Consider the following 22,030-nt stretch of genomic DNA (forward strand, 5'->3'; position numbering starts at 1 on the left):
CAAGTTCGGTAGCCGTTTTCGAGATCACCAAAGGGTTTTGCCCAACTGATCAGAAGTTGGACAACCATCGTCGGGTCTCCAGGACGAACTGGGTTTTCCCGACAAATCTTGGCCAGGAACTTAGACGCTAATTTCCGATCGGTCCGGATTTGCCTTGATGAGATAGTGGCCGCTTTCTCTGAAACTGCGGACGGTGGCAAAGGTATCCTCCATGAACTGCACGTACGACAACTTGCCATTTTCGCCGCGTGCCAGAACTGCGAAGGGTGATGTCACTGTCTTACCCAGCAAGTTCGATGTGTAGGTGAACGTGCCGAAGATTGCTGCGCCGTTCTTGTTTTCAAAGCTGTCTTGAATTTCGAAATTGTCCGTCGTCCAATACCGGCCGACATCGATAAAGGTTTGAACCAGTCCTTCGGTGCCCTTGTTCGTTCCCGCCCAAGGCATGATCTGATGCAGTTCCGGGTGCTCATAGTTGAGCGACACATATATGAAGTCGTCAGTCGTGAATTGTTTGACGAAATCCAGATCGGTCGGGTTCGACAAGATCGACTGCAGTACCGCCAAGGGCGAGGCCGTGGATGCGGGCTCGGCTTTTGACGACTTCTCGATAAGGGTGCGCGCATTGTTAGACATGGTGTTTCCTCCTTTGGGTAAATAACGGGATTGAAGTGTCAGCGTTGTTCCAAGCCCGGCTTCAGCGCGATGTGCTTGTGTTCGATAAAATCGTCCAGCGCCGCCAAGCCATTCAGACGACCAAGACCGGACTGCTTGAAGCCGCCTTCTTCCGTACCGTCGTAGACTTTCGCCCAGTCGTTGATCCAGACCGAGCCCGCTTCGAGAGCTTGGGCGACGCGCAACGATCTATCCACATCGCGAGTCCAGATGCTGGCCGCCAGTCCGTACTCGTTGTCGTTGGCGAGTCCGATCGCATCCGCCTCATCAGAAAAGCGCTGGATCGTCAGCACCGGCCCGAAAGTTTCCTCCCTTACAATCGCAAGACTATTGTCGAACACCTCCAGAAAGGCTGGGCGGAAGAAGGCGCCGCTTGCAAGCGAACCGTCTTTGATGGGGCAGCCGCGCACCACCACTTTCGCACCAGCAGCAATGGCGGTCTGGACAACGCCGTCAACCCGCTCCACGTTGGCCCGATCGATCAACGGCCCCATGTCGCTGGAGGGGTCTGCGGCAGGGCCAACTTTGACGTCACGTAGTCGCTCAGCCAAGCTGTCGCGAACGGCCTCGTAATTCCCATCCTGCACGAGCAAGCGAGATCCCGTCATGCAGAACTGGCCGCCGAAAACTGTCAGCGCTTTTTCCAAAACCGGTAAGGCAGCATCAAGGTCTGCGTCGTCAAAGATGATCATCGGCGTCTTTCCGCCAAGCTCCATTCCGAAGCGCTTGAGGTACCTCGCGCCAGTGCTGCTGATCGCGCGGCCGGTACGAGTGGAACCGGTAAAACTGACGACCGGCACCTCCGGCGCATCCACGAGATACGCAGAGCCTTCCGGGCCGCTTTCAAAGAAAAGATTGATTACGCCGTTTGGCAGGTCTTCCGCTTCGGCCATGATCTCTGCCATGACGCTCGCCGTTTGAGCCACTTATCCTGGGAGCTTGATGACCGTGGTGCAACCGGCGGCCAGCGCTGGCGCAAGAGATCGGATAGTCAGAATGACCGGAGAGTTCCAAGGCGCGATGACCGCGGCGACTCCCATCGGTTGGCGAAGGATCAAGGAGATGCTGCCGGGCTTCGGTGTCATTGCCCTGCCACCTTCGACCAGAGCGGTCGCGGCCGAGTAGCGAAGTTTGCTCGGTACCATGTCCAATTCGAACGCGGCTTCTGCGCTCACCTTGCCGTTCTCCAACGACAGGATATCAAGCAATCTGTCTCGGTTGCGCTCAAAGGCGCACGCCAGTTGATTGAGCACGCGAGCACGCAACTCGTGATCATGGGCCCACATAGTTTCACGAAAGGCTTTGGAGGCTGCTGCCACCGCCAATTTCGCTGCCTCCCGCCCACTATCGGGATAGTGGCCTATAATGTCGTATGTTGCTGGGTCGATTGACTCCTTCGATTCGCCGTCTTGACACTGAGAGCCGCCGATCCAATTGAACGCTTCGCGCTTCTTTACGCTGCTGTCTAGCACCATTGTCATAGCTCTTAATCCTTCGATTTTCGGTCGATCGTCCAAACGAGGACGAGATCATGGCGGTATTCTCATTCGCCGCTGCAAAATCTCCTTTTTGATTTTTCCCATCACCGTCCGGACCGCTGGCTCGCTGATATTGGTGACAATCGGGACAATCATGAGCGTTGCACCCAAAACACGCAGTGGCAGCGGCCAACCCTGCATGCAGTCGCCCGCAAGTGAGATGACCAAAAGGACACTGGAATAAACGGCGAGCCACACCGTCATGGTTTTTTTCAAGCGTCCGAATATCGCCTGCCGCAGCCGTGCCATCGCCCGACTGTCCCGCTATCCAACGCACTGGGCGACCAGCGATGGACGGAAATCGGAGTGCGTGTGAGACATGGGTAACCTCTCCCCAAGACTTAGCTGAACGATTAGCTGGCAATCGGCGTCAGCGGGTTCTCGATCTACTCTGCAAGATCGCAGCAGTTGACGGAATAGGGATATCCGTCGCATCATACCGGACACAATGTCGGCAATCCTCTCAATAGAATCCCTCAGCGGCCTCGTCGCATTTTCTGTCGCCGTGGAGACCGGCAGCTTTGCGGCTGCGGGCAGAAAGCTTGGGCTATCCGCATCGGCCGTGGCCAAAGCAGTGGAGCGGCTGGAAACTCGTCTAGGGCTAAGATTGCTGAACCGTACGACCCGTTCGCTGGCTGTAACCGGCGAAGGCGACGTCCTGTACCGATACGTGGCGCGCGTTCTGAAAGATCTACAAGATGCGGAGAATGAGCTTCATTTGCTCCAGGTGGCCCCGCGAGGCCGTATCAAGGTGAGCGTGCCGACAGTCATTGGGCGCAAGATCATCATGCCAGCGCTTCGTGATTTTCAGATGAGATTCCCTGATGTAACGGCGGATATCAGCCTTGACGACGTGAAAGTCGATATTATTGAGGGCGGATACGACGTGGTACTCCGGCTTGGCGAACTGGACGATTCGACGCTGCGGGCGCGAAGGATCGGGCCACATACGTTCATCACATGCGCCTCACCATGTTATTTGGCTCGCCATGGGATACCGAATAAGCCCGCGGATCTACACAAGCATCATTGCATATTTTATCGGTTTCCCACGACCGGTCGACCGGAGGTCTGGGCGTTCAAGGATTTACAACAGTCGAAACTCATTCAGCCTGCGACCATATTGAACGATGGCGAGGCACTTGCATCAGCGGCGCTTGGTGGTTTGGGTATAATTCAGGTGCCAAGCTACCTCGTGCGAGACGATATCGCGGCCGGCCGACTGCAAATAGTCCTAGCGGATTTTACAGACGAGCGCGGCAGCGTTTCGCTTCTTTGGCCTCCAATGTCGGCGCGGGTTCCCAGAGTTCGCGCCTTCATCGACTTCATGGCCAAGCGCGTCTTTGAAGAGTTGTATTGAGCGGTTACGAATAGGAATACGTCGAACGACATTTCGCTCGCCAACCTGGGTAGTCATCCGATTGATACCCGGATTGTTCACGAGAATCTCGCGCATAAACAACGTGTCGCTCGTTCACATTCCGTCAAGAGCTATGAACGAGGCACAGGCAGCACGCGCTCACCCTCTCCCACGACCGGCGGCAGTGGAACGCATGTTGTCCAAAAGGACCGCAATCAGCAGGATGAAGCCACGCACGACATACTGATAAAACGCCTGAATGTTGAGCAGGTTCATGACGTTTTCGGCAATGCCCATGATCAGCACGCCAACGATAACGCCCGTCATGGCAGCCCGTCCGCCGGCCAGCGACACGCCGCCGAGAACGCAGGCGGAAATGACGGAAAGTTCCAGTCCTGTGGCCGCATTCGGTTGGCCAGACGTGATGCGCGAAGCGAGCAGAATACCGGCAACGGCGCAGACCAAGCCCTGAAGTGCAAAAATCCAGATGCGCGTGCGCACCACATTCACGCCTGCAAGACGTGAAGCTTCGGGATTGCCGCCGATCGCCAGCGTATTCTTGCCGAAGACGGTCCGGTTGAGAACGAAGCCGAAAACGATGAACAGCGCGATCATGATCCATACCGGCGTCGGAATGGTGAAGAAGCGTGACAATGCAAGCTGATAGAAACTCGGATCGTTGATGCCGACGGCTCGGCCGTCCGAGGCGATCAATGCAAACCCCCGCACGATCTGCATGGTCGCCAGTGTTGTTATCAACGCGTTGATGCGCAGCTTGGCGATGACGACGCCGTTGACGAGGCCGACAAAGCTGCCGGCGACGAGAGCGCCCAGAAGTCCGAGCAGGATGGAGCCGGAGGCGTTGGAAACCATCACCGCGATCATGCCGGAAAACGCGACGGTAGAGCCGACGGACAGGTCGAAGTCACGTGATGCGAGGCAGAACATCATCGTGCAGGAAACGATGCCAATGGTGACCACCGACTGCAGCAGGCCGAGCATGTTCCGCTCGGTCAGGAAGTTTGGAACAGAGATGGATACGATCACGAAGGCGACCGCAAAGATCACAACCAATCCCTGTTCGCCCAGCAATATCTTTTTCAACGCGTTCATTGATAAAACCCTGGATTAGATTGTGCCGGCAGCGTTCTTGTCGGGAAGTGCTGCGGTCAGAATTTGCCGTTCGTCGAAATCAGCGCGCTCGATATCTGCCGCAACGCGCCCCTGGCACATGACCATGATGCGGTCGGTGATGCCCATGACCTCGGGCAGTTCACTGGAGATGACGATGATCGACATGCCCGCTGCGGCCAACTCGTATAAAAGCTCATAGATTTCGGATTTCGCCCCCACATCGATGCCGCGTGTTGGTTCATCGACCACCAGAACCTTGATCGCCTGCTCCGACAGCCACCGGCTGAGGATCACTTTTTGCTGATTGCCGCCGGACAGGTTGATGATGTCCTGCTTGCGTGATGGTGTGCGGATCTTCAGTTTGGCGATGTATCGATCGGCAAGCTCGGCTTCTTTCTTAAGGCTGAGAATGCCGAAAGGGGAAAAATGTCGCCGCGAGGAGATCGCGATGTTTTCCTCGATCGATCGTCCCTGAACGATTCCGTCGAACTTGCGGTCTTCCGGGCAAAGCACCATGCCCGCATTGATGGCCGCTTTCGGGCTGTGAGGTGCGACGGCGATGCCGTCAATGTTAACAGTGCCCTTGTATCGGCGGTCGACGCCGCAGAGCAGTCGTGCCATTTCACTGCGCCCGGCGCCGATCAGGCCAAAAAATCCGAGGATTTCGCCGCGACGTACCGAGAAATCGATAGGCGTGGGCAGCTTAGAACCACACAGTCCATTGACCTCCAGCCGCTGCTCCCCGAACGGGCGCTCGCGCCACCCCCAGATATTGCTGATCTCCCTGCCGACCATTTCGGAGATGATCTGTTCGCGGGTCGTCATGGCCATCTGAGGATGATGAGCCGCCAGCTTGCCGTCGCGCAGAACGGTCATACTGTCGCAAAGGCGAAAGATCTCATCCAGTCGATGAGATACGTAGAGAATGACGGTGCCTTTGGCCTTCAGCTTATCGATCAGCGCAAACAGGATCTCGCTTTCACGGGACGACAGGGAGGAGGTCGGTTCATCGAGGGCGATGACACGCGCCTCGAGCATGACCGCCTTGGCGATCTCAACCACCTGACGCGCGCCGATGGACAGGGTGGAAACCTTGGCATTCGGATCAACCTCGATACCGATATCCACGAGCCTGGCGCGGACGGTTTCGACCATATGGCGGGCGTTGATCACGCCTGCCTTGCCGGGAAAGCGCCCAAGCCAGAGATTTTCAGCCACTGTCAGTTCAGGAACGAGTTGCAATTCCTGATGAATGACGATCACGCCGGCGGTGAAAGCGTCGCGGACTGACGTGTAATGCTGCTCCTGGCCATCAATACGGATGGAGCCGCTATCTACGGATTGATCACCGGACAGGACGCGGATCAGTGTCGACTTGCCCGCGCCATCTTCACCCATCAGGCCATGAACAGCACCTTTGGCGACGGAGAAGGAAACATCCGTCAGCGCTTTGACGCCGGGATAACCTTTCGAAATATTTTTGAATTCGAGAAATGACATCACCGCTCCTTGAATGTGCCCGACGGCTGATCGCCGCCGGGAATTTCGGATGCGCGGACTATTCGATGCCGACGTCCTTGCGGACCTGCTGATAGGTGTCGCGCAACGCGAGGGCGCCGGAGGTCAGGATCAGCTTTTCCGGCTCTTTGTCGTTGGCGATCCATTCGTACATGTTGAGAGCGGTTTCATAACCGTGGCGCTTCGGCGAGATGATGATTGTGCCGAAAAAGCCGGTCGGCGAGGGTTTCTTGAATTCATTGATGGCCGATTCCGCGCCACCAATGCCAACGCCGATAACATTTTCGGCCGGAATGCCGACGGATTCGGTGGCGCGCACGGCGCCGAGCACGGCCTCGTCATTGAGGCCGAAAGCGACCCAATATTTCATCTTGCTGTTCTTGTTCAGAACCGTGGTCGAGGCGTTGAGCGCAGCTTCCGTATCGGTCTTGGCCTGCGGTGCGTCAAAGATGTTTGCGGCTGGGAAACCGGCGGCCTTGAGCGCCTTGATCGCCCCTTCGACACGATCGACAGCCGTTGGCAACTGGTCGTAGGACACCCGGATGGCGCCGACGTCGCTCATGTTCCAGCCGCGCTTCTTGATCTCGTCGGCGATGGCCTGTCCGGCGCCTTCACCGATCTTTTCGGCGGAGATGCCCATATGGGCAACATCTTCCAGCGGAGCACCATCGGGGCCAACAAGCCGGTCGTCGACGGTCATCAGTTTCAGGTCGTTGGCCGCCGCCTTGGCGACGATGCCGGGGCCAAGCTTGACGTCGGGAACGCAGATGATGAAGCCCTGTGCGCCCTGCGCTCCAAGATTGTCTATCGCCGACTGAACTTTTTCGCCGTCTTCAGCGCCGATCTTGACGAGCGTGAAACCTTTTTCCCTTGCCGCCTGATCGGCGAACTTCCATTCGTCCTGAAACCAAGGCTCTTCCGGTTGCTTAACGATGAAGCCGATCTTTACGTCGGCCGCGAAGGCGCTGCCAGTGGCAAAAACGATGGCGCTGGCGGCCAGTAGTGTCCTGATTGCGTTCATGAACCTCTCCCCTTGAAACTCGCGCTCTCCCCGCGAATAAAGATCACTAAGCCATAAAAATCATACGCGTCAATATTTATGTATGATTTTTAATCGGATCGTTGTCGCGTGATTGTTCCGGTGTTTCTGCCTTGCGCGCGCGCCGAAGAGCGTCTGTCATCTCGCTGCGCGCCACGCCGATCAACGTTTCCATCGCGTGGCGGGCGGCGTCGGGTCGACGCATGCGGATGGCTTCCAGAACATCCTGGTGCTTGAGGATCGCTTGATCGTGTGACTGGCTGGCGCGGTTGGTCAGTCGAAAACTTGCCAGAAGCGCTGCACGGATGGCGCCGGCAAATTGTCGATAAACCCAGTTGCCGCTGGCGTTGATAATCGCGGTATGGAAGTCGAGATCCGCCCGGCTCCATTCTTCGTTGTCGCGGGCATTCGCCTCCACCATATCCTCGAATGCCTTGGAAATCTGGTAAAGCTGGCGGGCATTGGCATTGGCCGCTGCCGCGGAGGCCGCTGCAGGCTCCAGCAGTTGCCGCGCATCGATCAGCGACGAATAAAACCCCTCATCCGCCGCCGGAGAAGACAGCATGGCTTCGAGCACGATGGGGTCCAGATAGTTCCAGTTTTCGCGCGGAAGCACGATGGTTCCAGCGCGTGTTCGCGAGCGCACCATGCCGAGCGCCGAGAGGTATTGCATGGCCTCCCGGAGGCTCGTCCGGCTGACGCCGAACCTGTCCGTCAGTTCTGATTCATTCGGCAACGTGGAACTTTCGGGAAAGGCGCCCGATACGATCAAGGATACGAATTCCTGCAGCAGTGCTTCTCGCACGCTGCGTTTGCCACGTTGCGCAATAGGAGTGCCGTTTTCCGTCAGCAGGCGGTTCATTGGAACTCCCAATTTTGTCGCGATTCTCGATGGTCCGCGAGAGGCTGCAACGGCAAGTCGCTGTAATCGCGCGGATGAATGATTGTAATATGAATGATTGTGACAATCGGATCAAATCGAAAATAAATAGTATCTTTATTGACATTTGTCAGACGTCGAATATTTTGCCCGCAACGGCCGGATGGAGAAAGCGACCGGTCAGTCATCGACAGAACACGGGAGGGTTTCTTCATGAAATTTGGTGTCAAGGCAGCGGCGCTGGCGCTTTCGACGATTGCCGGAATGTCTGCTTCCCATGCGCAGGAAGATCTCAAGGTCGGTGCGATCTATATGGATGCGCAGGGCTTTTATGCAGGCGTCCGCAAAGGCATCCAGACCGCTGCTGGCGACGCCGGGCGCAAACTCGATATCGTCGAGACCAATGCGCAGGGCGATGTCAGCAAGGAATCGACCTTTATCGACTCGCTCATTTCTGCAGGCGTTCAAGCGATCATCGTCTCGCCGGTGTCGGCTGACGGTTCCTATCGTGCTATTCGCCGTGCCCATGACGCCGGAATTCCGGTCGTCTGCTACAACACCTGCCTCAACGACGCAGACATGAAGGATTACATCTCGGCTTATGCCGTCGGAGATCCCTTCGAATTCGGTCAAAAGCTTGGTGATGCGGCGGCCGACTATTTCATCGCTCAGAAAAATGAAGCCCCGAAGATCGCCGTTCTGAACTGCGAATTCGTCGAAGTGTGCGTCACCCGCCGCAAGGGCTTCGAGGCAGCGCTGATGGCCAAGGTCCCGGGCGCCAAGATCGTTGCCAACCAGGAAGGCGCGGTGCTCGACAAGGCGGTTTCGGTTGCAAGCACCATGCTCTCCTCCAATCCCGATATCGACGCCTTTTTCGGTGAAGCGGGTGGCGCCACGCTGGGTGCTGCACGGGCGGTGAAGAGCCAGGGCAAGACCGGCAAGGTCGTCGTGTTCGGTGGCGACATGACGACGGAAATCGCGCAAGAGCTGGCTGATTTTTCGATCATCAAGGCGGTGGTCGACATTTCCGGTCAGGGGCTAGGCAAGCTTGCGCTGGCGCAGGCCATCAAGTCGATCGACGGCCAGCCGCCGGAAGGCATCAAGGTGCCTTACGAGATCGATCTCTACAAATCCGCCGAGGACGGCAAGGCATGGCTTTCGGCGCATGCCGACGGCATCCCGTGATCGATAGCTGCTTCCCGCGCGCTCAACGTGCGCGGGAATGCGGTGAGATGTAACAAAATGATGCCGCAGAAACGTTGCGGCATCCGGTTCCACGGAAAAATCGATGACATCTGTTTCCCCAAATGTTGAGGCTGTCATGCCTGCCGTCGCAACCATTAAAGGCTGCACGCGTCGTTATCCCGGTGTTCTTGCTCTCGACAATGCGACATTCGAGGTGGCGCCGGGCGAGGTGAGGGCATTGCTCGGCAAGAACGGTGCCGGCAAGTCGACAATGATCCGCATGCTGACGGGCGCGGAAATCCCGGATAGCGGAACAGTGCTGATCGACGGCGCCGCGTTGACGCAGGGTGGCTCCGGCCGCGCGCAGGAAAGTTTCGAGAAGGGCGTGCGCGTCGTTTATCAGGAACTGAGCCTCGTTCCCGGCATGACGCTGGCCGAAAACCTGTTTCTGGGGCGCTGGCCGAAGAAGAACGGTGTCATCCAGTCCGCAGAGATGGACAGGCAGGCGACGCAGGCCATGGCGCGGCTCGGTCTTGATCTGCCGCCGAGCCGTCTGGTCGCGGCCCTGAGCCCCGCCGAACGGCAATTGCTTGAAATTGCCCGCGCAATGCTGGGTAATCCAAAGCTTGTCATTCTCGATGAGCCGACCAGTTCCCTTGCCGCTGCCGAGGCGGAAAAGGTGATGGCGGCCGTGACCCGTGTGGCAAGTCAGGGCATTGCCGTCATCTATGTCAGCCACCGGATGAACGAAATCCGCCAGATCGCCCATTCGGCAACCATCATGCGTGATGGCCGCATCATCGACACGGTCGATGTCAAAGGTGCTGATACACGCGAGATCGTGCGGCTGATGCTCGGTTCGGAAGCCTCGCAGGCTGCCGTGCTGGAAGATCGCAGCCAGGCGGAGACGGTGCTGGAGGTCAGGGACCTCGCACTTGCGCCAAAACTGTCCTCGATCTCCTTTTCCCTGCGCAAGGGAGAGGTACTGGGCATTGCCGGCCTACTCGGCGCGGGGCGCACCGAGCTTTTGCAGGCGATCATGGGTGTTCGTCGTTTCGACGCAGGCGATGTTCTAGCCGACGGAACCTCGGTCAAGTCGGCAGGCTATCGCGAGATGGTGCGTCGTGGTTTCGGTTACACGCCCGAAAGCCGCAAGGAGGAGGGCATCGTCCCGCTGCTCGGGGTCGACGAAAATACACTGGCCACCAATTTTTCAGGCGTCACCAGCAATGGTGTCCTGTCCTCTCGGCGAATGGCGGAGGCAACACGAAAGATCATCGAACGCCTGCATGTGAAGACGGCGCGCACGGATACGCCGATCGGCACGCTGTCCGGCGGCAATCAGCAGAAGGTCGTGATCGGCCGCTGGGTCTATGCCGGCAGCCGCGTGCTTCTACTCGACGAACCGACCCGTGGCGTCGATATCGAAGCGAAGGCGCAGATTTACGCGATTATCCGCCAGCTTGCCGCAGAAGGGCGCAGCGTCATCTTCGTGTCCAGCGAGATCGAGGAACTGCCGCTGGTCTGCGATCGCGTTCTCGTCATGAGGGACGGCAGGCTGCAGGAAGAATTCAAATCACCCAACATCGATCAGGACAGCTTGATGGCGGCCTGCATTACCGGACATTAAGGGAGACGAACGATGTCAACCGAACACGCCGCCACGTCGGCACCCGTGGACAAATCCAGAAAGCCTGCATTCGCGTTTTCGCAGCACATGAACGAGCTTAGCCTGTTCTTCGCGATCGTCGTGCTCTACGTGATTTTCGCCTCGACGGCACCGGGTTTCATTTCATTCAACAATCAGGTCAATATCCTGCGGGATGCGGCAACCATCGGTATCGCGGCATGGGCCGTGACGCTGATCATCATCGCCGGGGAAATCGACGTCAGCGTCGGGCCAATGGTGGCCTTCATCTCCGTCGAACTGGCGTTTCTGCTTCAGATGGGGGTTCCGACACCTGCCGCCTTCGTGCTTGCTGTTGCCCTTGGCGCAGCGCTTGGTGCTGTATCCGGTGTGCTGCGCGCCTATTTCGACGTGCCGTCGTTTGTGGCGACGCTCGGCATGTGGAGCGCCCTGCGCGGTACCGCACTGTTCGTGACGGACGCATTGCCGGTTTCGATCGGCCGCAACGACATGCTGGATGCCCTGGATCGCTCGGTTCTCGGCATTCCACCAGCTGCGATCATCATGCTGATCCTGTTTGCGGTTTTCGCCTTCGTCAGCCGCAAGACCGCGTTTGGACGTTCTGTCTTCGCCGTGGGCGGAAACGCGCACGCGGCCTATTTGAGCGGGATCAATGTGGCGCGCATCCGCGTCGCTCTATTTGCGATCGGCGGCGCCATGGCGGCGATCTCCGGCATCCTTCTGGTGTCGCGTCTGGGCTCGGGCAATGCGACGGCGGCCAGCGGACTGGAGTTCGACGTGATCGCGGCTGTCGTGGTCGGCGGAACGGCTCTGTCGGGCGGGCGTGGCTCCATGCTCGGAACCCTGCTCGGCGTTCTGGTGATCACGTTGATCGGCAATGGCCTCATTCTGCTCGGGATCAATCCGTTCTTCCAGCAGGTGGTGCGTGGTCTGATCATCGTCGTCGCTGTTCTCGCCAATATCCAGGCCATCAAGCGCAGCCTTTCGCGCAACAAGGGATAATCGTGATGTCGATCGTGGATCTGAAATCCGGTGCGCTTTCGCTGCGGGTTTCGACGGCAGGCGGTCTCGTCCTCGGTTTCTGGCAAGAGGCCGGAGGGGTCCGCGTGCCGCTGCTGCGGGAAGCGCCGGACGATGCGGACGCGCTGTCATCCTCCTGCTATCCGCTGGTTCCGTTCGGCAACCGCGTGAAAGACAACCGCTTCACGTTCGACGGGCAGGACTATCACTTCACTCCGAACACGGAATGGGATGCGCATTATCTGCATGGGGAGGGTTGGCAGTCGTCTTGGGCGATCGATGAGCAGGCGGCCGATCGCCTGACCATGAGCTTTTCCCATCGTGGGGGGAAGACGCCTTATGTTTACGAGGCCAGCCAGAGTTTTGTGCTGACGCAGGACGGGCTGGAGATGAGCCTGTCAGTGACAAATCAGGACGATAGGGCTTTGCCGTTCGGGCTTGGCTGGCATCCGTATTTCCCGATGACGCCGAAAACGACGCTTTTTGCGCCCGCCAAGAAATTCTGGACGGAAGTGGAGGGGTGGCTGCCCGGCGAGGCGACGGACATTCCGGAAGACCTTGATTTCAGCAAGCCTGCAGCCTTGCCGCATCGCTGGGTCAATAATGGTTTTGAAGACTGGTCAGGCGAAGCGATCATGGCTTGGCCGGAGCGCGGAACGCAGCTTCATCTGACCGCCGATCCGCTGTTCGGGCATGCCTTCGTTTTTGTCTCCGACACGGTGTTCGATCCAAAATTCGAGCGCGATTATTTCTGCTTCGAACCGATGTCGCATCTGGCAAACGGCCACAACCTGCCGGACCTCGGCGGGCTTGAAATCCTGCAGCCCGGCCAATCATTGGCCGGCAGCATCCGGCTTCGGCCACAAACGCTTTAAGCCTGCATATATCGGTGGGGAGAATAGATGTCTGAGCACGGTCGTTTCGACTATATCATCGTCGGTGGCGGCAGTTCGGCCTGCGTGGTGGCGGCGCGTCTGATCCAGCAAGGGGGCGCACGCGTTCTGCTGCTGGAGCGCGGTCCGGCCAAGGCTAATCCGATCATGCATTTTCCCGCCGGTTACATGAAGTTCCTGGCGAAGGATACCTACCTCGCCATGCACCAGACGAAACCGCAGCCGCAGCTTGATGGACGAGGACCGATCGTGCCGCAAGGCAAGGTTCTGGGCGGCGGCAGCACCGTTAATGCCATGGTCTACATGCGCGGGCAGGCGGCCGATTTCGATCTCTGGAACGAACTGGTGACGGCACCCGGCGCCGAGAATGACGGTGCCTGGTCCTATCGGGATCTTCTGCCCCATTTCAAGGAACAGGAAGACAACGATCACTTGGCCGGCGAATACCACGGCGTCGGCGGTCCGCTCAAGATTTCGCATCTCGGCCATACCAGCCCGATGACCCGCACCTATGTCAAAACGCTGCAGGGCATGGGCATTCCCTACAATCCGGATTTCAACGGCGCCGAACAGTTCGGCGTCGGTTTCATGCAGCATACGATAGATTGGCGCACGCGCCGTCGTTCGAGCGCGGTCGATGCCTTTCTCGCGCCTGTCATGGATGATCCCAGATTGACGATCGAAACGGGTGCGACCGTCACTGGCATTCGCATGGATGGCGATCGCGCAGTCGGGGTCGATTATGTGGTCGGTGGCAAGGTCCGCTCGGCAACGGCTGGCACGGAAGTCATTCTTGCGGCCGGCGCCTATCAAACACCGAAACTGATGCTGCTGTCCGGCATCGGCCCAGAAGACGAATTGTCGCGTTTCGGCATCAAGACCAAGGTGGCGTTGCCCGGCGTCGGACGCAACTTGCAGGACCATTACGAATGTCCGGTCGTTGCCACGACAAAAGGCTCGTTCGGTTATTACAAGCAGGACCGCGGTTGGCCGATGATGAAGGCCGGGCTGCAATATCTGCTGTTCAGATCGGGGCCTGCATCGACCACCGGCGTCGAGACATGCGCATTCTATGATCCGAATGGCAACAATGACCGCCCGACCATCCAGATGTTCTGCGTTCCCACAGTCTATCTCGATCGTGACGTGATGGGCACCGATCCGGGTGACGGTGTGACCATCAATTCCCTGTTGTTGCGTCCGAAGGCGAGGGGAACGGTTACCCTCGCCTCCAGCGATCCGTTCGCCGATCCCATCGTCGATACGCAGATTTTCGGCCATCCGGATGACCTCAAGCTCACAATGGAAGGTTTCCGTTTCGCGCGCACCGTGCTGGCCGCCTCGCCGATGCGCGATCTCATTGATCGGGAAATTTTTCCGGGCGCAGATGTGGTCAGCGACGAGGCGATCGCGGCCCATTGCAAGCGAACGGTCAAGACCGGTTATCATCCGGTCGGCACCTGCAAAATGGGCCACGACCGCGATCCGGAGGCGGTTCTGGATACGCGCCTCAGGGTGCGCGGTATGCGTGGCCTGCGCGTCGTCGATGCATCGCTTATGCCCACCATCGTCAGTGGCAATACCAACGCCGCCGTTCTTGCCGCAGCCGACAAGGCTGCAGACCTCATTCTAGCCTGATCGGAATTTTCACATGAAGATCACCAAGCTTACCACCTACATCGTTCCGCCACGCTGGCTGTTCCTCAAAATCGAAACCGATGAGGGCATTGTTGGTTGGGGTGAGCCGGTTGTCGAAGGCCGCGCGCTCACGGTGCAGGCGGCGGTTCACGAGCTGGAAGATTACCTGATCGGCAAGAACCCGTTTCTGATCGAGGATCACTGGCAGGTCATGTATCGCGGCGGGTTTTATCGCGGCGGTGCCGTTCATATGTCGGCCATTGCCGGCATTGATCAGGCGCTATGGGATATCAAGGGCAAGGCGCTTGGCCAGCCGGTGCATTCGCTGCTCGGCGGTCAGGTGCGTGATCGCATCAAGGTGTATTCGTGGATCGGCGGTGACCGCCCTTCCGATGTGGCCAACAATGCCAAAGAGGTTGTTGCCCGAGGGTTCAAGGCGATCAAGCTCAACGGCTGCGAGGAAATGCAGATCGTCGATACCAATGAGAAGGTGGACAAGGCGGTCGAAACCATCGCCATCATCCGCGAGGCGGTCGGCCCGCATATCGGCATCGGCGTCGATTTCCATGGCCGTGTGCATAAACCGATGGCGAAGGTTCTGGCCAAGGAACTCGAACCCTACAAGCTGATGTTCATCGAGGAACCGGTGCTCTCGGAAAATCGCGAAACACTGAAGGAAATCGCCAACCATTGCTCGACACCGATCGCGCTTGGCGAACGACTTTATTCGCGCTGGGATTTCAAGCAGGTTCTATCGGATGGTTACGTCGACATCATTCAACCCGACCTTTCGCATGCCGGCGGCATTACCGAATGCCGCAAGATCGCGGCCATGGCGGAGGCTTATGACGTGGCGCTCGCTCCCCATTGCCCTCTCGGCCCGATTGCACTCGCTGCCTGCCTGCAGGTCGATGCCGTCAGCTACAATGCTTTCATTCAGGAACAGAGCCTCGGCATCCATTACAACAAGGGCAACGACATCCTCGACTACATCTCCAACAAGGATGTTTTCCAATACGCCGACGGTTTCGTTAGCATTCCGCAGGGACCGGGCCTTGGTGTCGAAGTGAACGAAGATTATGTGATCGAGCGAGCCAAGGAAGGCCATCGCTGGCGCAACCCGGTCTGGCGCCACGAAGATGGCAGCTTTGCCGAGTGGTAAGGAGAATAACATGACGGGACGGCTTGAGGGAAAACGGATCTTTTTGACCGGCGCGGCGCAGGGAATCGGTCTTGCCGTTGCGAAAGCCTGTCTGAAAGAGGGGGCAGCACTGTTTCTGGTGGATCGCGATGCCGCCCTTCTGGAACGTGAAGCGAAAACTCTACGAGATGCTGGAAACAGGATCGGTTGGCTCTCTGCCGATATCACAGATGCTGCGGCCATTGCGGACGCGGTATCTCAGGCTGCCGAAACAATCGGCTCAGTGAATGCGCTGATCAACAATGCCGGTGTCAACGTTTTTGCGGAGCCGCTTGCAACAAGCGATGAAGAATGGAACCGCTGTTTCGATATCAATCTCAAAGGTGCGTGGAATTGCTGCAAGGCGGCGTTGCCGGGCATGATCGACGCCGGTGGCGGTGTCATTCTCAACATTGCGTCGACACATGCCTTCACAATCATTGCGCACACTTTCCCTTATCCGCTGGCAAAACACGCTCTGCTTGGCATGACCAAGTCGCTGGGGCTGGAATATGCGGCGCAGAATGTAAGGGTGAATGCTCTGGCGCCAGGGTATGTTTCAACCCAGAAGGTAATCGACTACTGGAACAGTTTCCCTGATCCGGAAGCGGCAAAAGCCGAAACCATGAAATTGCATCCGGGCGGCAGGATTGCCTCACCAGAGGAAATTGCCATGGCCGCCGTGTTCATGATTTCCGACGAATGCCCGTTCATGAATGCCACTTGCTTGACCGTTGATGGCGGCCTCAGCGTTCAGCAACACCCGGTCTCAACATAATCAATAACTTAACTGTAAATCACGGCTCTAGCGGGCCGTGAGGCCATATCTCATCAAAAAACATCGCAACTAAGACGTCGCCCGGTGTGAACGTTCACACCAAGTCTTTGTGCGGACCTGTCACTTATGGATGGGGGAATTGCTCAGCGGTTGATCAGCCGTTCCGTGACGTCTCAAATACCATGCCTTCGGATCAAATATCCTGCGCAGCCAGAGCCTTCCTGCTCCGCGCCCGCAGCGCCCAGAACAAAAGCGCAGTAGTGGCGAAGATCAGGACGGCAGAAATCGGACTGAAGACGAACACCGAATAATCGCCCCGCGAGATCATGAGGGAGCGGCGCAGCATCGTCTCAAGCTGAGGCCCCAGGACATAGCCGAGCAGCAACGGAACCATCGAAATCCGGAGCTTGGCGAAAACATAACCGACAAGCCCGAGAACGCCGACGATCAGAATATCAAAGGCAGAGTTCTTTATCGTGTAAGCGCCCACGCAGCAAAAGACGATGATTGCCGGATAGAGCAGCCGGTAGGGGATTTTCAGTAAGGCCACCCAGATGCTGATCAACGGAAGGTTGAGAATAAGCAACATGATGTTGCCGATCCACATGGAAACGACAAGGCCCCAGAACAGCGCCGGCTGGCTTGAGATGACCTGCGGGCCTGGCTGGATGTCGTGGATCATCATCGCACCGATGAGGAGCGCCATCGTCGCACTGCCGGGAATGCCTAGTGTCAGAAGTGGAATGAAATTGCATTGGGCCGCCGCGTTGTTCGCTGATTCCGGAGCCGCGACACCTTCGATTGCACCGCTGCCAATCTCGCTGCGATGACTTGAAACACGCTTTTCCAGCGTGTAGGCGGCGAAGGAGGCGATGGTCGCACCGGCTCCAGGCAATACGCCAAGCAAAGCACCTATGCCGGTGCCACGCAGGATGGCCGGTAACATCCGGCGGCGATCGTCTTTGCTCGGCCACAGACGGCCGACGATAGGCATCGCCGCTACGCCCTTGCGTCTTTCCTCGAGATTGGTAACGATCTCTGTTATGCCAAACATTCCCATGGCGATGCAGGCAAACTCGATACCGTCCATCAGTTCCAGCGAGCCGAAAGTGAAGCGCTGCGCGCCGGAATTCACATCTGTGCCGACAAGGCCGAGCAGGATGCCGACAATGATCATCGCAAGTGAACGATCGAGTGGCTCCGACGTCAAGGCAACGGACGCAACGAGGCCGAAGAGCATAAGCGAAAAGTAATCCGCCGGGCCGAAAGCCAATGCGATATCCGTCAGCGGTGCGGCAAAAATCGCAAGAAGCAACACGCCGACGGTACCCGCAAAGAATGATCCAATTGCTGCCGCGGCAAGTGCAGGACCGGCACGACCCTTCTGAGCCATCGCATAACCATCCTGCAGTGTGACAACGGAAGAGGATTCCCCCGGCAGCTTCAGCAGGATAGCCGTCGTCGAGCCACCATATTGGGCGCCATAATAAATGCCTGCAAGCATGATCAACGCTGAGGTCGGTGACAGCGCATAGGTGATAGGGAGCAACATGGCGATCGTGGGGACGGGGCCAAGTCCCGGGAGGACGCCAATGATCGTGCCGAGCAGACAGCCGAGAAAGGCGTAACCCAGGTTCTCCAGGCTGATCGCGGTCAGAAGACCAAGTTCCAGATTGGACAGAAACTCCATCAGCCGAACCATCCGGCAGGCGTATGCGGCAACAAGGGCACCCTCACGCCGAGACCTGCAACGAAGATCAGCGTCACAATGCCCGCGAGAACCACCGCCAAGGCGAGCGTCTCGACGGGTCTGATGGTGCGATCAGCCATTCTGGTTAAGAAGACAAGGCCAAAGATCGAAATCAGAAGCCCTAAGGTCGACAAGGCGGCGGCAAAAAGGATGATTGGGCAGATGACCGGGAAAACGGCATTCAATTCGACCGTGGGCAGTGCCGTATGGTTGGCCGCCAGATGGGCGCGAGCAGCAATGACGATGCCGAGAACAACAAGGATGCTGCCGAGGATCATCGGAAAGTAACCTGGCCCCATCTGAGCCGCCGTGCCGACCCGCCAGCCGGACGAGAGGGCCACGCTGAGCATTCCTGTTAAAACGAAAAGCGCTCCCGCGAGAACGCCTGCGGGATCGCCCGGTTTGCGGAAGCGCTCTCTCATGGTTCAGCGCAGCTCGATCTTCGATGTCCTGATGACATCCGCATAGGTGGCGTGAGATTTCTTGATGACCTCGGCAAGTTCGTCGGCCGTCCCGCCACCGATGCCAAAGCCCATGGCCTCGATTGCAGTTTTCGCAGCGGGATCGGAAAGAACGCCATTCACGTCCGCATTGATCTTGGCGATAACGTCGGCTGGCGTGCCGGCAGGTGCGAGTATCCCTTGCCAGCTTTCGACATCAAAGCCCTCAAAGCCTGATTCGGCGAGCGTCGGTACCTCCGGAACTGCCGGCGCGCGATACGATGTGGTGACCGCGATCGGAGTCAGCTTGCCGGCCTTGATGAATTCTGTGACAGCAGCGAGCGTGATCATCGTCGCATCGATGTGCCCGCCCATCACGTCCGTGGCGGCCGGTGCGCCGCCCGCGTAAGGAATGTAGTTCACGGAAATTCCAGCCCGTTGGGCGAATATCTCATGGGCGATATGGCCAATGCCGCCGCTCGTCGGAAGGCCGACGGTGAGGCCGCCTTCACGTTGTTTTGCAAGCGCAACATAATCCTCGACAGAGGAGATCTTCAGGTTGGGATTGACGACGAGAATCTGCGCATTGCGGGCAATTCTCACCACAGGCACGAGATCCCTCAATGCATAAGGCGTGTCTTTCTGCAGAATGGTGTTGAGGACGATCGCTTCACCATGGACGAGCAGCGTCTGACCATCCTTGTTGGCCTTGGCCACGCGCCCGGCACCGATTGCACCGCCCGCTCCGGTGACGTTTTCGACGACGACCGAGCGACCCCAGATCGGGCCTAGACGTTCGCCGAGCGTTCTGGAGACCTTGTCGGTGCTACCGCCGGGAGACACGGGCACAATGAACGAGACGTCGCCTGCCGGCCATTTTTGCTGGGCATGGGAAATACGTGGCAAAAGCGTCGCGCCGCCGGCGGACAGAAGGAGGCCCAGCGCGCTTCGGCGCGAGATGTCGAAACCGTGTCTCATTCGTACGTCCTTTTTCAATTATGCGCTGGAAGGCGGAAGATTGCGCGCTCATCTGCATCGAGCTGAGCAACGAGACCAGTCTCCCACTTGAGATATTCGCGGGCGGCGGCCTTGTTGCCATCGTGCCGGTCATGCACGAAAAAGAGGAAGTCAATCCGCTGATCGTCCGGAGGGTCTTGCAAGGTCGATACGATCGCCAGGCCGGCCGTCTGCCAATCGGCAATCCTGCCTGACAACCGGCGGGAGTTTCCGGTCAGATTGCGGGCTGCCAGCGCTGCAATGTACGGTTCATCAGAAATCAGGACGACATTCTTGCCTGCCTGCTGCGAGAGCCGTGGACGGATTGACCAACGGGCCCCTTGTATATGGCCCTTCCGATATTCGCCGCTCGGCCTGAGGTCGATCAGCTCGACATTGCCATCGGAGAGCGCGGACGACAGCTCTTGAGGTGAAACCTCTGCAAGTTCTTCCAGATGTTCCGGAAGAGCTAGCTTAGGCAACTCCTCAGGCCGCACGAGTGCGACATCCCAGCCGAGGCGGTGAAGCCAGTAACCAACGACCGGCGCTCTGACCCGGTCCGTGTCGATCAGCACGATGCGGGCACCGCGTACGCCGACATACTGGTCCGTGCTCTGCAGCAGTTGTCCGCCCGGCGCATGGATAGCGCCCTCGAAGCCGTTCTGCGTGACTTCTTCTGCTGTCCGCACATCAATCACGAATGTCGAACTGTCGTCAGCCGCAAGCCATGCCTCAAGTTCAGTGCGGGTCGCGGAAAAAAGTCCGACCTCATCCGCAAGCACCGAGGCGCGCTCGATGGATTGAGAGGAGACCTCTATATTGACAGGATACTGTTCGCTTCTGCCATGCTCAAGCCCGAGATCCTGCAGGTGCCAGCCCTGCGTTCCATTTTCCAAGGCGAGCACCGGGTTAGTAATGCCAAGGCTGAGGAGAATCTGGGCTCCGATAATACTGCGTGTTCTGCCTGCACAGTTGATGACGATCGTTGTCTTCGGGTCCGGTGCCAACGCACCGATCCGCAGGGCAAGTTCGCCGTTTGGACAGCAGACGGCCCCAGGAATGCTCATCTTTCTGAATTCAGAAAGCGGCCGTCCGTCGATCACCACGATATCCTCGCCGGCTTCGCGGCGCTGCTTCAAGGCGACAGCAGCAATATGGGGCGTGGCAAATGCCTCTTCCGCCAGCTCTCCGAATGTCTTGGAGGGAAGATTGACGCCCTTAAAGAGTGTGTATCCGGCTTTTCTCCACCCTTCAGCGCCGCCTTCCAGAACAGACAGGTCGCTATAGCCGGCTTGCAAAAGCGATGTCGCCGCCCGCTCAGCAACACCGTCGTTATTGTCGAGCACCACGATGCGCGTGGTCTTTCTGGGGACAAGCCGCGCCACATCATGTTCCAGGCGACTGAATGGAGTGGACACCACCAGGAAGGGATGTCCTTCACCATATTGGCCGTGCTCACGAACATCAAGAAACGCGATCTCGATCCCGTCAGAAAGCCATGACTTTACCGCCTGTGGAGATAAGAATTGCACTGACAAATCAAAAAACCTCTACCTTAATGGGAGCTTAGCCTATCCTCGCTTCCGATGATCGCACCGGGGTTGCCGAGGCTCGAGTTGAGGAGAACAATTTTTCTTTTGTGCCGCTAATAAGTGCAATGCTCTTCCAGCTTGCAAGAAGAGCCGGCAACCAAGTCGGCGGCAGCGCCTCTGTCTCGACGCGTCAATGCGGCGCATGTTTCCGACAGTGGCGGTCCAGTGTTCATCACCGCGTCTTTACGCCGACCGGCATGGCACGTGACGTCCCAGCAGCAAGATCAAACGTCAATCGCGCGGTCAGAGTTTCCAGCGGCCGGCCGTAGAGATGCAAATGACGGATCGGTCTATCGCCTTTGATTTCGACATGGTGGATATCGTCAGGCAGCATAGCGATGCCAGTCCCGGGCGAAACAGATATGGTACGGTCAATTTCGAGCTTCGCTTTACCCGCTTCGGACCCATCGTCGAGACGTCGATAAAGAGTATTCTCTTCTTCGCCTTCGACAGCGGCAATACATGCCCAGGTCGTATGATTATGTGGCGGGATCTTTTTGCCTGGCAGCATGACATTCAGATAGAGCGTCAATCCTTCCGCATCATCCTGGGCAATGAGATAACGGGCTTGACGTTCATCCTCGCCGGGGGCGGGAAACTGCGCGTCAGTCCAAAATTCTCTATTCGCCGCAAGCGCGACCAGAGCCTCCTTGGCTGCCTCCAGAGTTTCGCGGTCGACACCTCCCGCAAGAGCGGTGCGGACTCTCGCCAAAGCTTCTTCTATAGACTTTTCACGGTTCATGTGTGTCTCCCTTTGATGATTGGC

At 57.9% G+C, this 22,030-nt stretch carries 19 protein-coding genes and 1 pseudogene; 8 read left to right on the forward strand and 12 right to left on the reverse strand.

All coding sequences use genetic code 11. The features are described from left to right. Positions 1 to 120: 120 nt before the first annotated feature. The 3 genes and pseudogenes from ACRQ1B_RS18425 to ACRQ1B_RS18435 form a co-directional block, all read right to left on the reverse strand. The gene (locus ACRQ1B_RS18425) at positions 121 to 636 is read right to left on the reverse strand and encodes a nuclear transport factor 2 family protein (RefSeq protein ID WP_432295378.1); all 516 of its coding nucleotides are present in this window, start codon (positions 634 to 636) and stop codon (positions 121 to 123) included. 38 nt (positions 637 to 674) lie between these two features. Then, positions 675 to 2,156 (reverse strand): annotated as a pseudogene (locus ACRQ1B_RS18430) (aldehyde dehydrogenase family protein). 48 nt (positions 2,157 to 2,204) lie between these two features. Continuing rightward, on the reverse strand, positions 2,205 to 2,462 hold the full coding sequence (locus tag ACRQ1B_RS18435) for a putative antibiotic biosynthesis monooxygenase (protein ID WP_432295379.1): 258 nt from the start codon (positions 2,460 to 2,462) through the stop codon (positions 2,205 to 2,207). Positions 2,463 to 2,661: 199 nt separating this feature from the next. On the opposite strand from ACRQ1B_RS18435, the gene ACRQ1B_RS18440 reads away from it, so the two are divergent. After that, positions 2,662 to 3,573 (forward strand): LysR family transcriptional regulator, encoded by a 912-nt coding sequence (locus tag ACRQ1B_RS18440; RefSeq protein WP_432295380.1) that lies wholly within the window; start codon positions 2,662 to 2,664, stop codon positions 3,571 to 3,573. Positions 3,574 to 3,732: 159 nt separating this feature from the next. Here the strand turns inward: ACRQ1B_RS18440 and araH are convergent, their stop codons facing one another. From araH to ACRQ1B_RS18460, 4 genes are all read right to left on the reverse strand, one after another. Continuing rightward, on the reverse strand, positions 3,733 to 4,686 hold the full coding sequence (araH, locus tag ACRQ1B_RS18445; protein WP_432295381.1) for an L-arabinose ABC transporter permease AraH: 954 nt from the start codon (positions 4,684 to 4,686) through the stop codon (positions 3,733 to 3,735). Positions 4,687 to 4,701: 15 nt separating this feature from the next. Continuing rightward, entirely contained in the window at positions 4,702 to 6,207 is a 1,506-nt protein-coding gene (araG, locus tag ACRQ1B_RS18450; protein WP_432295382.1) for an L-arabinose ABC transporter ATP-binding protein AraG, read from the reverse strand. 58 nt (positions 6,208 to 6,265) lie between these two features. Further along, entirely contained in the window at positions 6,266 to 7,246 is a 981-nt protein-coding gene (locus ACRQ1B_RS18455; protein WP_432295383.1) for an arabinose ABC transporter substrate-binding protein, read from the reverse strand. A 76-nt stretch (positions 7,247 to 7,322) separates the two neighbouring features. Continuing rightward, positions 7,323 to 8,126: a FadR/GntR family transcriptional regulator gene (locus tag ACRQ1B_RS18460; protein WP_432295384.1), complete on the reverse strand. Its 804-nt coding sequence runs from the start codon at positions 8,124 to 8,126 to the stop codon at positions 7,323 to 7,325. Positions 8,127 to 8,357: 231 nt separating this feature from the next. On the opposite strand from ACRQ1B_RS18460, the gene ACRQ1B_RS18465 reads away from it, so the two are divergent. From ACRQ1B_RS18465 to ACRQ1B_RS18495, 7 genes are all read left to right on the forward strand, one after another. After that, complete coding sequence (locus ACRQ1B_RS18465) at positions 8,358 to 9,329, forward strand: substrate-binding domain-containing protein (RefSeq protein WP_432295385.1); 972 nt, start codon at positions 8,358 to 8,360, stop codon at positions 9,327 to 9,329. Positions 9,330 to 9,465: 136 nt separating this feature from the next. Further along, on the forward strand, positions 9,466 to 10,959 hold the full coding sequence (locus ACRQ1B_RS18470; protein WP_432295386.1) for a sugar ABC transporter ATP-binding protein: 1,494 nt from the start codon (positions 9,466 to 9,468) through the stop codon (positions 10,957 to 10,959). A gap of 12 nt (positions 10,960 to 10,971) precedes the next feature. After that, positions 10,972 to 11,979 (forward strand): ABC transporter permease, encoded by a 1,008-nt coding sequence (locus ACRQ1B_RS18475; protein ID WP_432295387.1) that lies wholly within the window; start codon positions 10,972 to 10,974, stop codon positions 11,977 to 11,979. Positions 11,980 to 11,984: 5 nt separating this feature from the next. After that, positions 11,985 to 12,872: an aldose 1-epimerase gene (locus ACRQ1B_RS18480; protein WP_432295388.1), complete on the forward strand. Its 888-nt coding sequence runs from the start codon at positions 11,985 to 11,987 to the stop codon at positions 12,870 to 12,872. Between the two features lie 27 nt (positions 12,873 to 12,899). Continuing rightward, a complete protein-coding gene (locus ACRQ1B_RS18485) occupies positions 12,900 to 14,528 on the forward strand; it encodes a GMC family oxidoreductase (RefSeq protein WP_432295389.1) in 1,629 nt (542 codons plus the stop codon). Between the two features lie 13 nt (positions 14,529 to 14,541). After that, positions 14,542 to 15,690 (forward strand): galactonate dehydratase, encoded by a 1,149-nt coding sequence (dgoD, locus tag ACRQ1B_RS18490; RefSeq protein ID WP_432295390.1) that lies wholly within the window; start codon positions 14,542 to 14,544, stop codon positions 15,688 to 15,690. Positions 15,691 to 15,700: 10 nt separating this feature from the next. After that, a complete protein-coding gene (locus ACRQ1B_RS18495) occupies positions 15,701 to 16,486 on the forward strand; it encodes an SDR family oxidoreductase (RefSeq protein WP_432295391.1) in 786 nt (261 codons plus the stop codon). Between the two features lie 193 nt (positions 16,487 to 16,679). Here ACRQ1B_RS18495 and ACRQ1B_RS18500 read toward each other — a convergent pair whose 3' ends face one another. The 5 genes from ACRQ1B_RS18500 to ACRQ1B_RS18520 form a co-directional block, all read right to left on the reverse strand. Next, the gene (locus tag ACRQ1B_RS18500; RefSeq protein ID WP_432295392.1) at positions 16,680 to 18,176 is read right to left on the reverse strand and encodes a tripartite tricarboxylate transporter permease; all 1,497 of its coding nucleotides are present in this window, start codon (positions 18,174 to 18,176) and stop codon (positions 16,680 to 16,682) included. Further along, positions 18,176 to 18,658 (reverse strand): tripartite tricarboxylate transporter TctB family protein, encoded by a 483-nt coding sequence (locus tag ACRQ1B_RS18505; protein ID WP_432295394.1) that lies wholly within the window; start codon positions 18,656 to 18,658, stop codon positions 18,176 to 18,178. The genes ACRQ1B_RS18500 and ACRQ1B_RS18505 overlap by 1 nt, the downstream gene beginning before the upstream one ends. 3 nt (positions 18,659 to 18,661) lie before the next feature. After that, the gene (locus tag ACRQ1B_RS18510) at positions 18,662 to 19,654 is read right to left on the reverse strand and encodes a Bug family tripartite tricarboxylate transporter substrate binding protein (protein ID WP_432295395.1); all 993 of its coding nucleotides are present in this window, start codon (positions 19,652 to 19,654) and stop codon (positions 18,662 to 18,664) included. Between the two features lie 14 nt (positions 19,655 to 19,668). After that, complete coding sequence (locus ACRQ1B_RS18515) at positions 19,669 to 21,204, reverse strand: rhodanese-like domain-containing protein (protein ID WP_432295784.1); 1,536 nt, start codon at positions 21,202 to 21,204, stop codon at positions 19,669 to 19,671. A gap of 232 nt (positions 21,205 to 21,436) precedes the next feature. Then, positions 21,437 to 22,006 carry a cysteine dioxygenase family protein gene (locus ACRQ1B_RS18520; RefSeq protein WP_432295396.1) on the reverse strand — a complete coding sequence of 190 codons (570 nt, stop codon included), beginning with the start codon at positions 22,004 to 22,006 and terminating at the stop codon, positions 21,437 to 21,439. Positions 22,007 to 22,030 lie beyond the last annotated feature (24 nt).

This window comes from Endobacterium panacihumi (genome assembly GCF_050847465.1).
GTDB classification, from domain to species: Bacteria; Pseudomonadota; Alphaproteobacteria; order Rhizobiales; family Rhizobiaceae; genus Neorhizobium; species Neorhizobium panacihumi.

Excerpts from the sequence above, each read along its gene's own strand:
- ACRQ1B_RS18425 (WP_432295378.1), bottom strand. The coding sequence starts at position 636 with ATGTCTAACAATGCGCGCACCCTTATCGAGAAGTCGTCAAAAGCCGAG.
- ACRQ1B_RS18435 (WP_432295379.1), bottom strand. The coding sequence starts at position 2,462 with ATGGCACGGCTGCGGCAGGCGATATTCGGACGCTTGAAAAAAACCATG.
- ACRQ1B_RS18440 (WP_432295380.1), top strand. The coding sequence starts at position 2,662 with ATGTCGGCAATCCTCTCAATAGAATCCCTCAGCGGCCTCGTCGCATTT.
- araH (WP_432295381.1), bottom strand. The coding sequence starts at position 4,686 with ATGAACGCGTTGAAAAAGATATTGCTGGGCGAACAGGGATTGGTTGTG.
- araG (WP_432295382.1), bottom strand. The coding sequence starts at position 6,207 with ATGTCATTTCTCGAATTCAAAAATATTTCGAAAGGTTATCCCGGCGTC.
- ACRQ1B_RS18455 (WP_432295383.1), bottom strand. The coding sequence starts at position 7,246 with ATGAACGCAATCAGGACACTACTGGCCGCCAGCGCCATCGTTTTTGCC.
- ACRQ1B_RS18460 (WP_432295384.1), bottom strand. The coding sequence starts at position 8,126 with ATGAACCGCCTGCTGACGGAAAACGGCACTCCTATTGCGCAACGTGGC.
- ACRQ1B_RS18465 (WP_432295385.1), top strand. The coding sequence starts at position 8,358 with ATGAAATTTGGTGTCAAGGCAGCGGCGCTGGCGCTTTCGACGATTGCC.
- ACRQ1B_RS18470 (WP_432295386.1), top strand. The coding sequence starts at position 9,466 with ATGCCTGCCGTCGCAACCATTAAAGGCTGCACGCGTCGTTATCCCGGT.
- ACRQ1B_RS18475 (WP_432295387.1), top strand. The coding sequence starts at position 10,972 with ATGTCAACCGAACACGCCGCCACGTCGGCACCCGTGGACAAATCCAGA.
- ACRQ1B_RS18480 (WP_432295388.1), top strand. The coding sequence starts at position 11,985 with ATGTCGATCGTGGATCTGAAATCCGGTGCGCTTTCGCTGCGGGTTTCG.
- ACRQ1B_RS18485 (WP_432295389.1), top strand. The coding sequence starts at position 12,900 with ATGTCTGAGCACGGTCGTTTCGACTATATCATCGTCGGTGGCGGCAGT.
- dgoD (WP_432295390.1), top strand. The coding sequence starts at position 14,542 with ATGAAGATCACCAAGCTTACCACCTACATCGTTCCGCCACGCTGGCTG.
- ACRQ1B_RS18495 (WP_432295391.1), top strand. The coding sequence starts at position 15,701 with ATGACGGGACGGCTTGAGGGAAAACGGATCTTTTTGACCGGCGCGGCG.
- ACRQ1B_RS18500 (WP_432295392.1), bottom strand. The coding sequence starts at position 18,176 with ATGGAGTTTCTGTCCAATCTGGAACTTGGTCTTCTGACCGCGATCAGC.
- ACRQ1B_RS18505 (WP_432295394.1), bottom strand. The coding sequence starts at position 18,658 with ATGAGAGAGCGCTTCCGCAAACCGGGCGATCCCGCAGGCGTTCTCGCG.
- ACRQ1B_RS18510 (WP_432295395.1), bottom strand. The coding sequence starts at position 19,654 with ATGAGACACGGTTTCGACATCTCGCGCCGAAGCGCGCTGGGCCTCCTT.
- ACRQ1B_RS18520 (WP_432295396.1), bottom strand. The coding sequence starts at position 22,006 with ATGAACCGTGAAAAGTCTATAGAAGAAGCTTTGGCGAGAGTCCGCACC.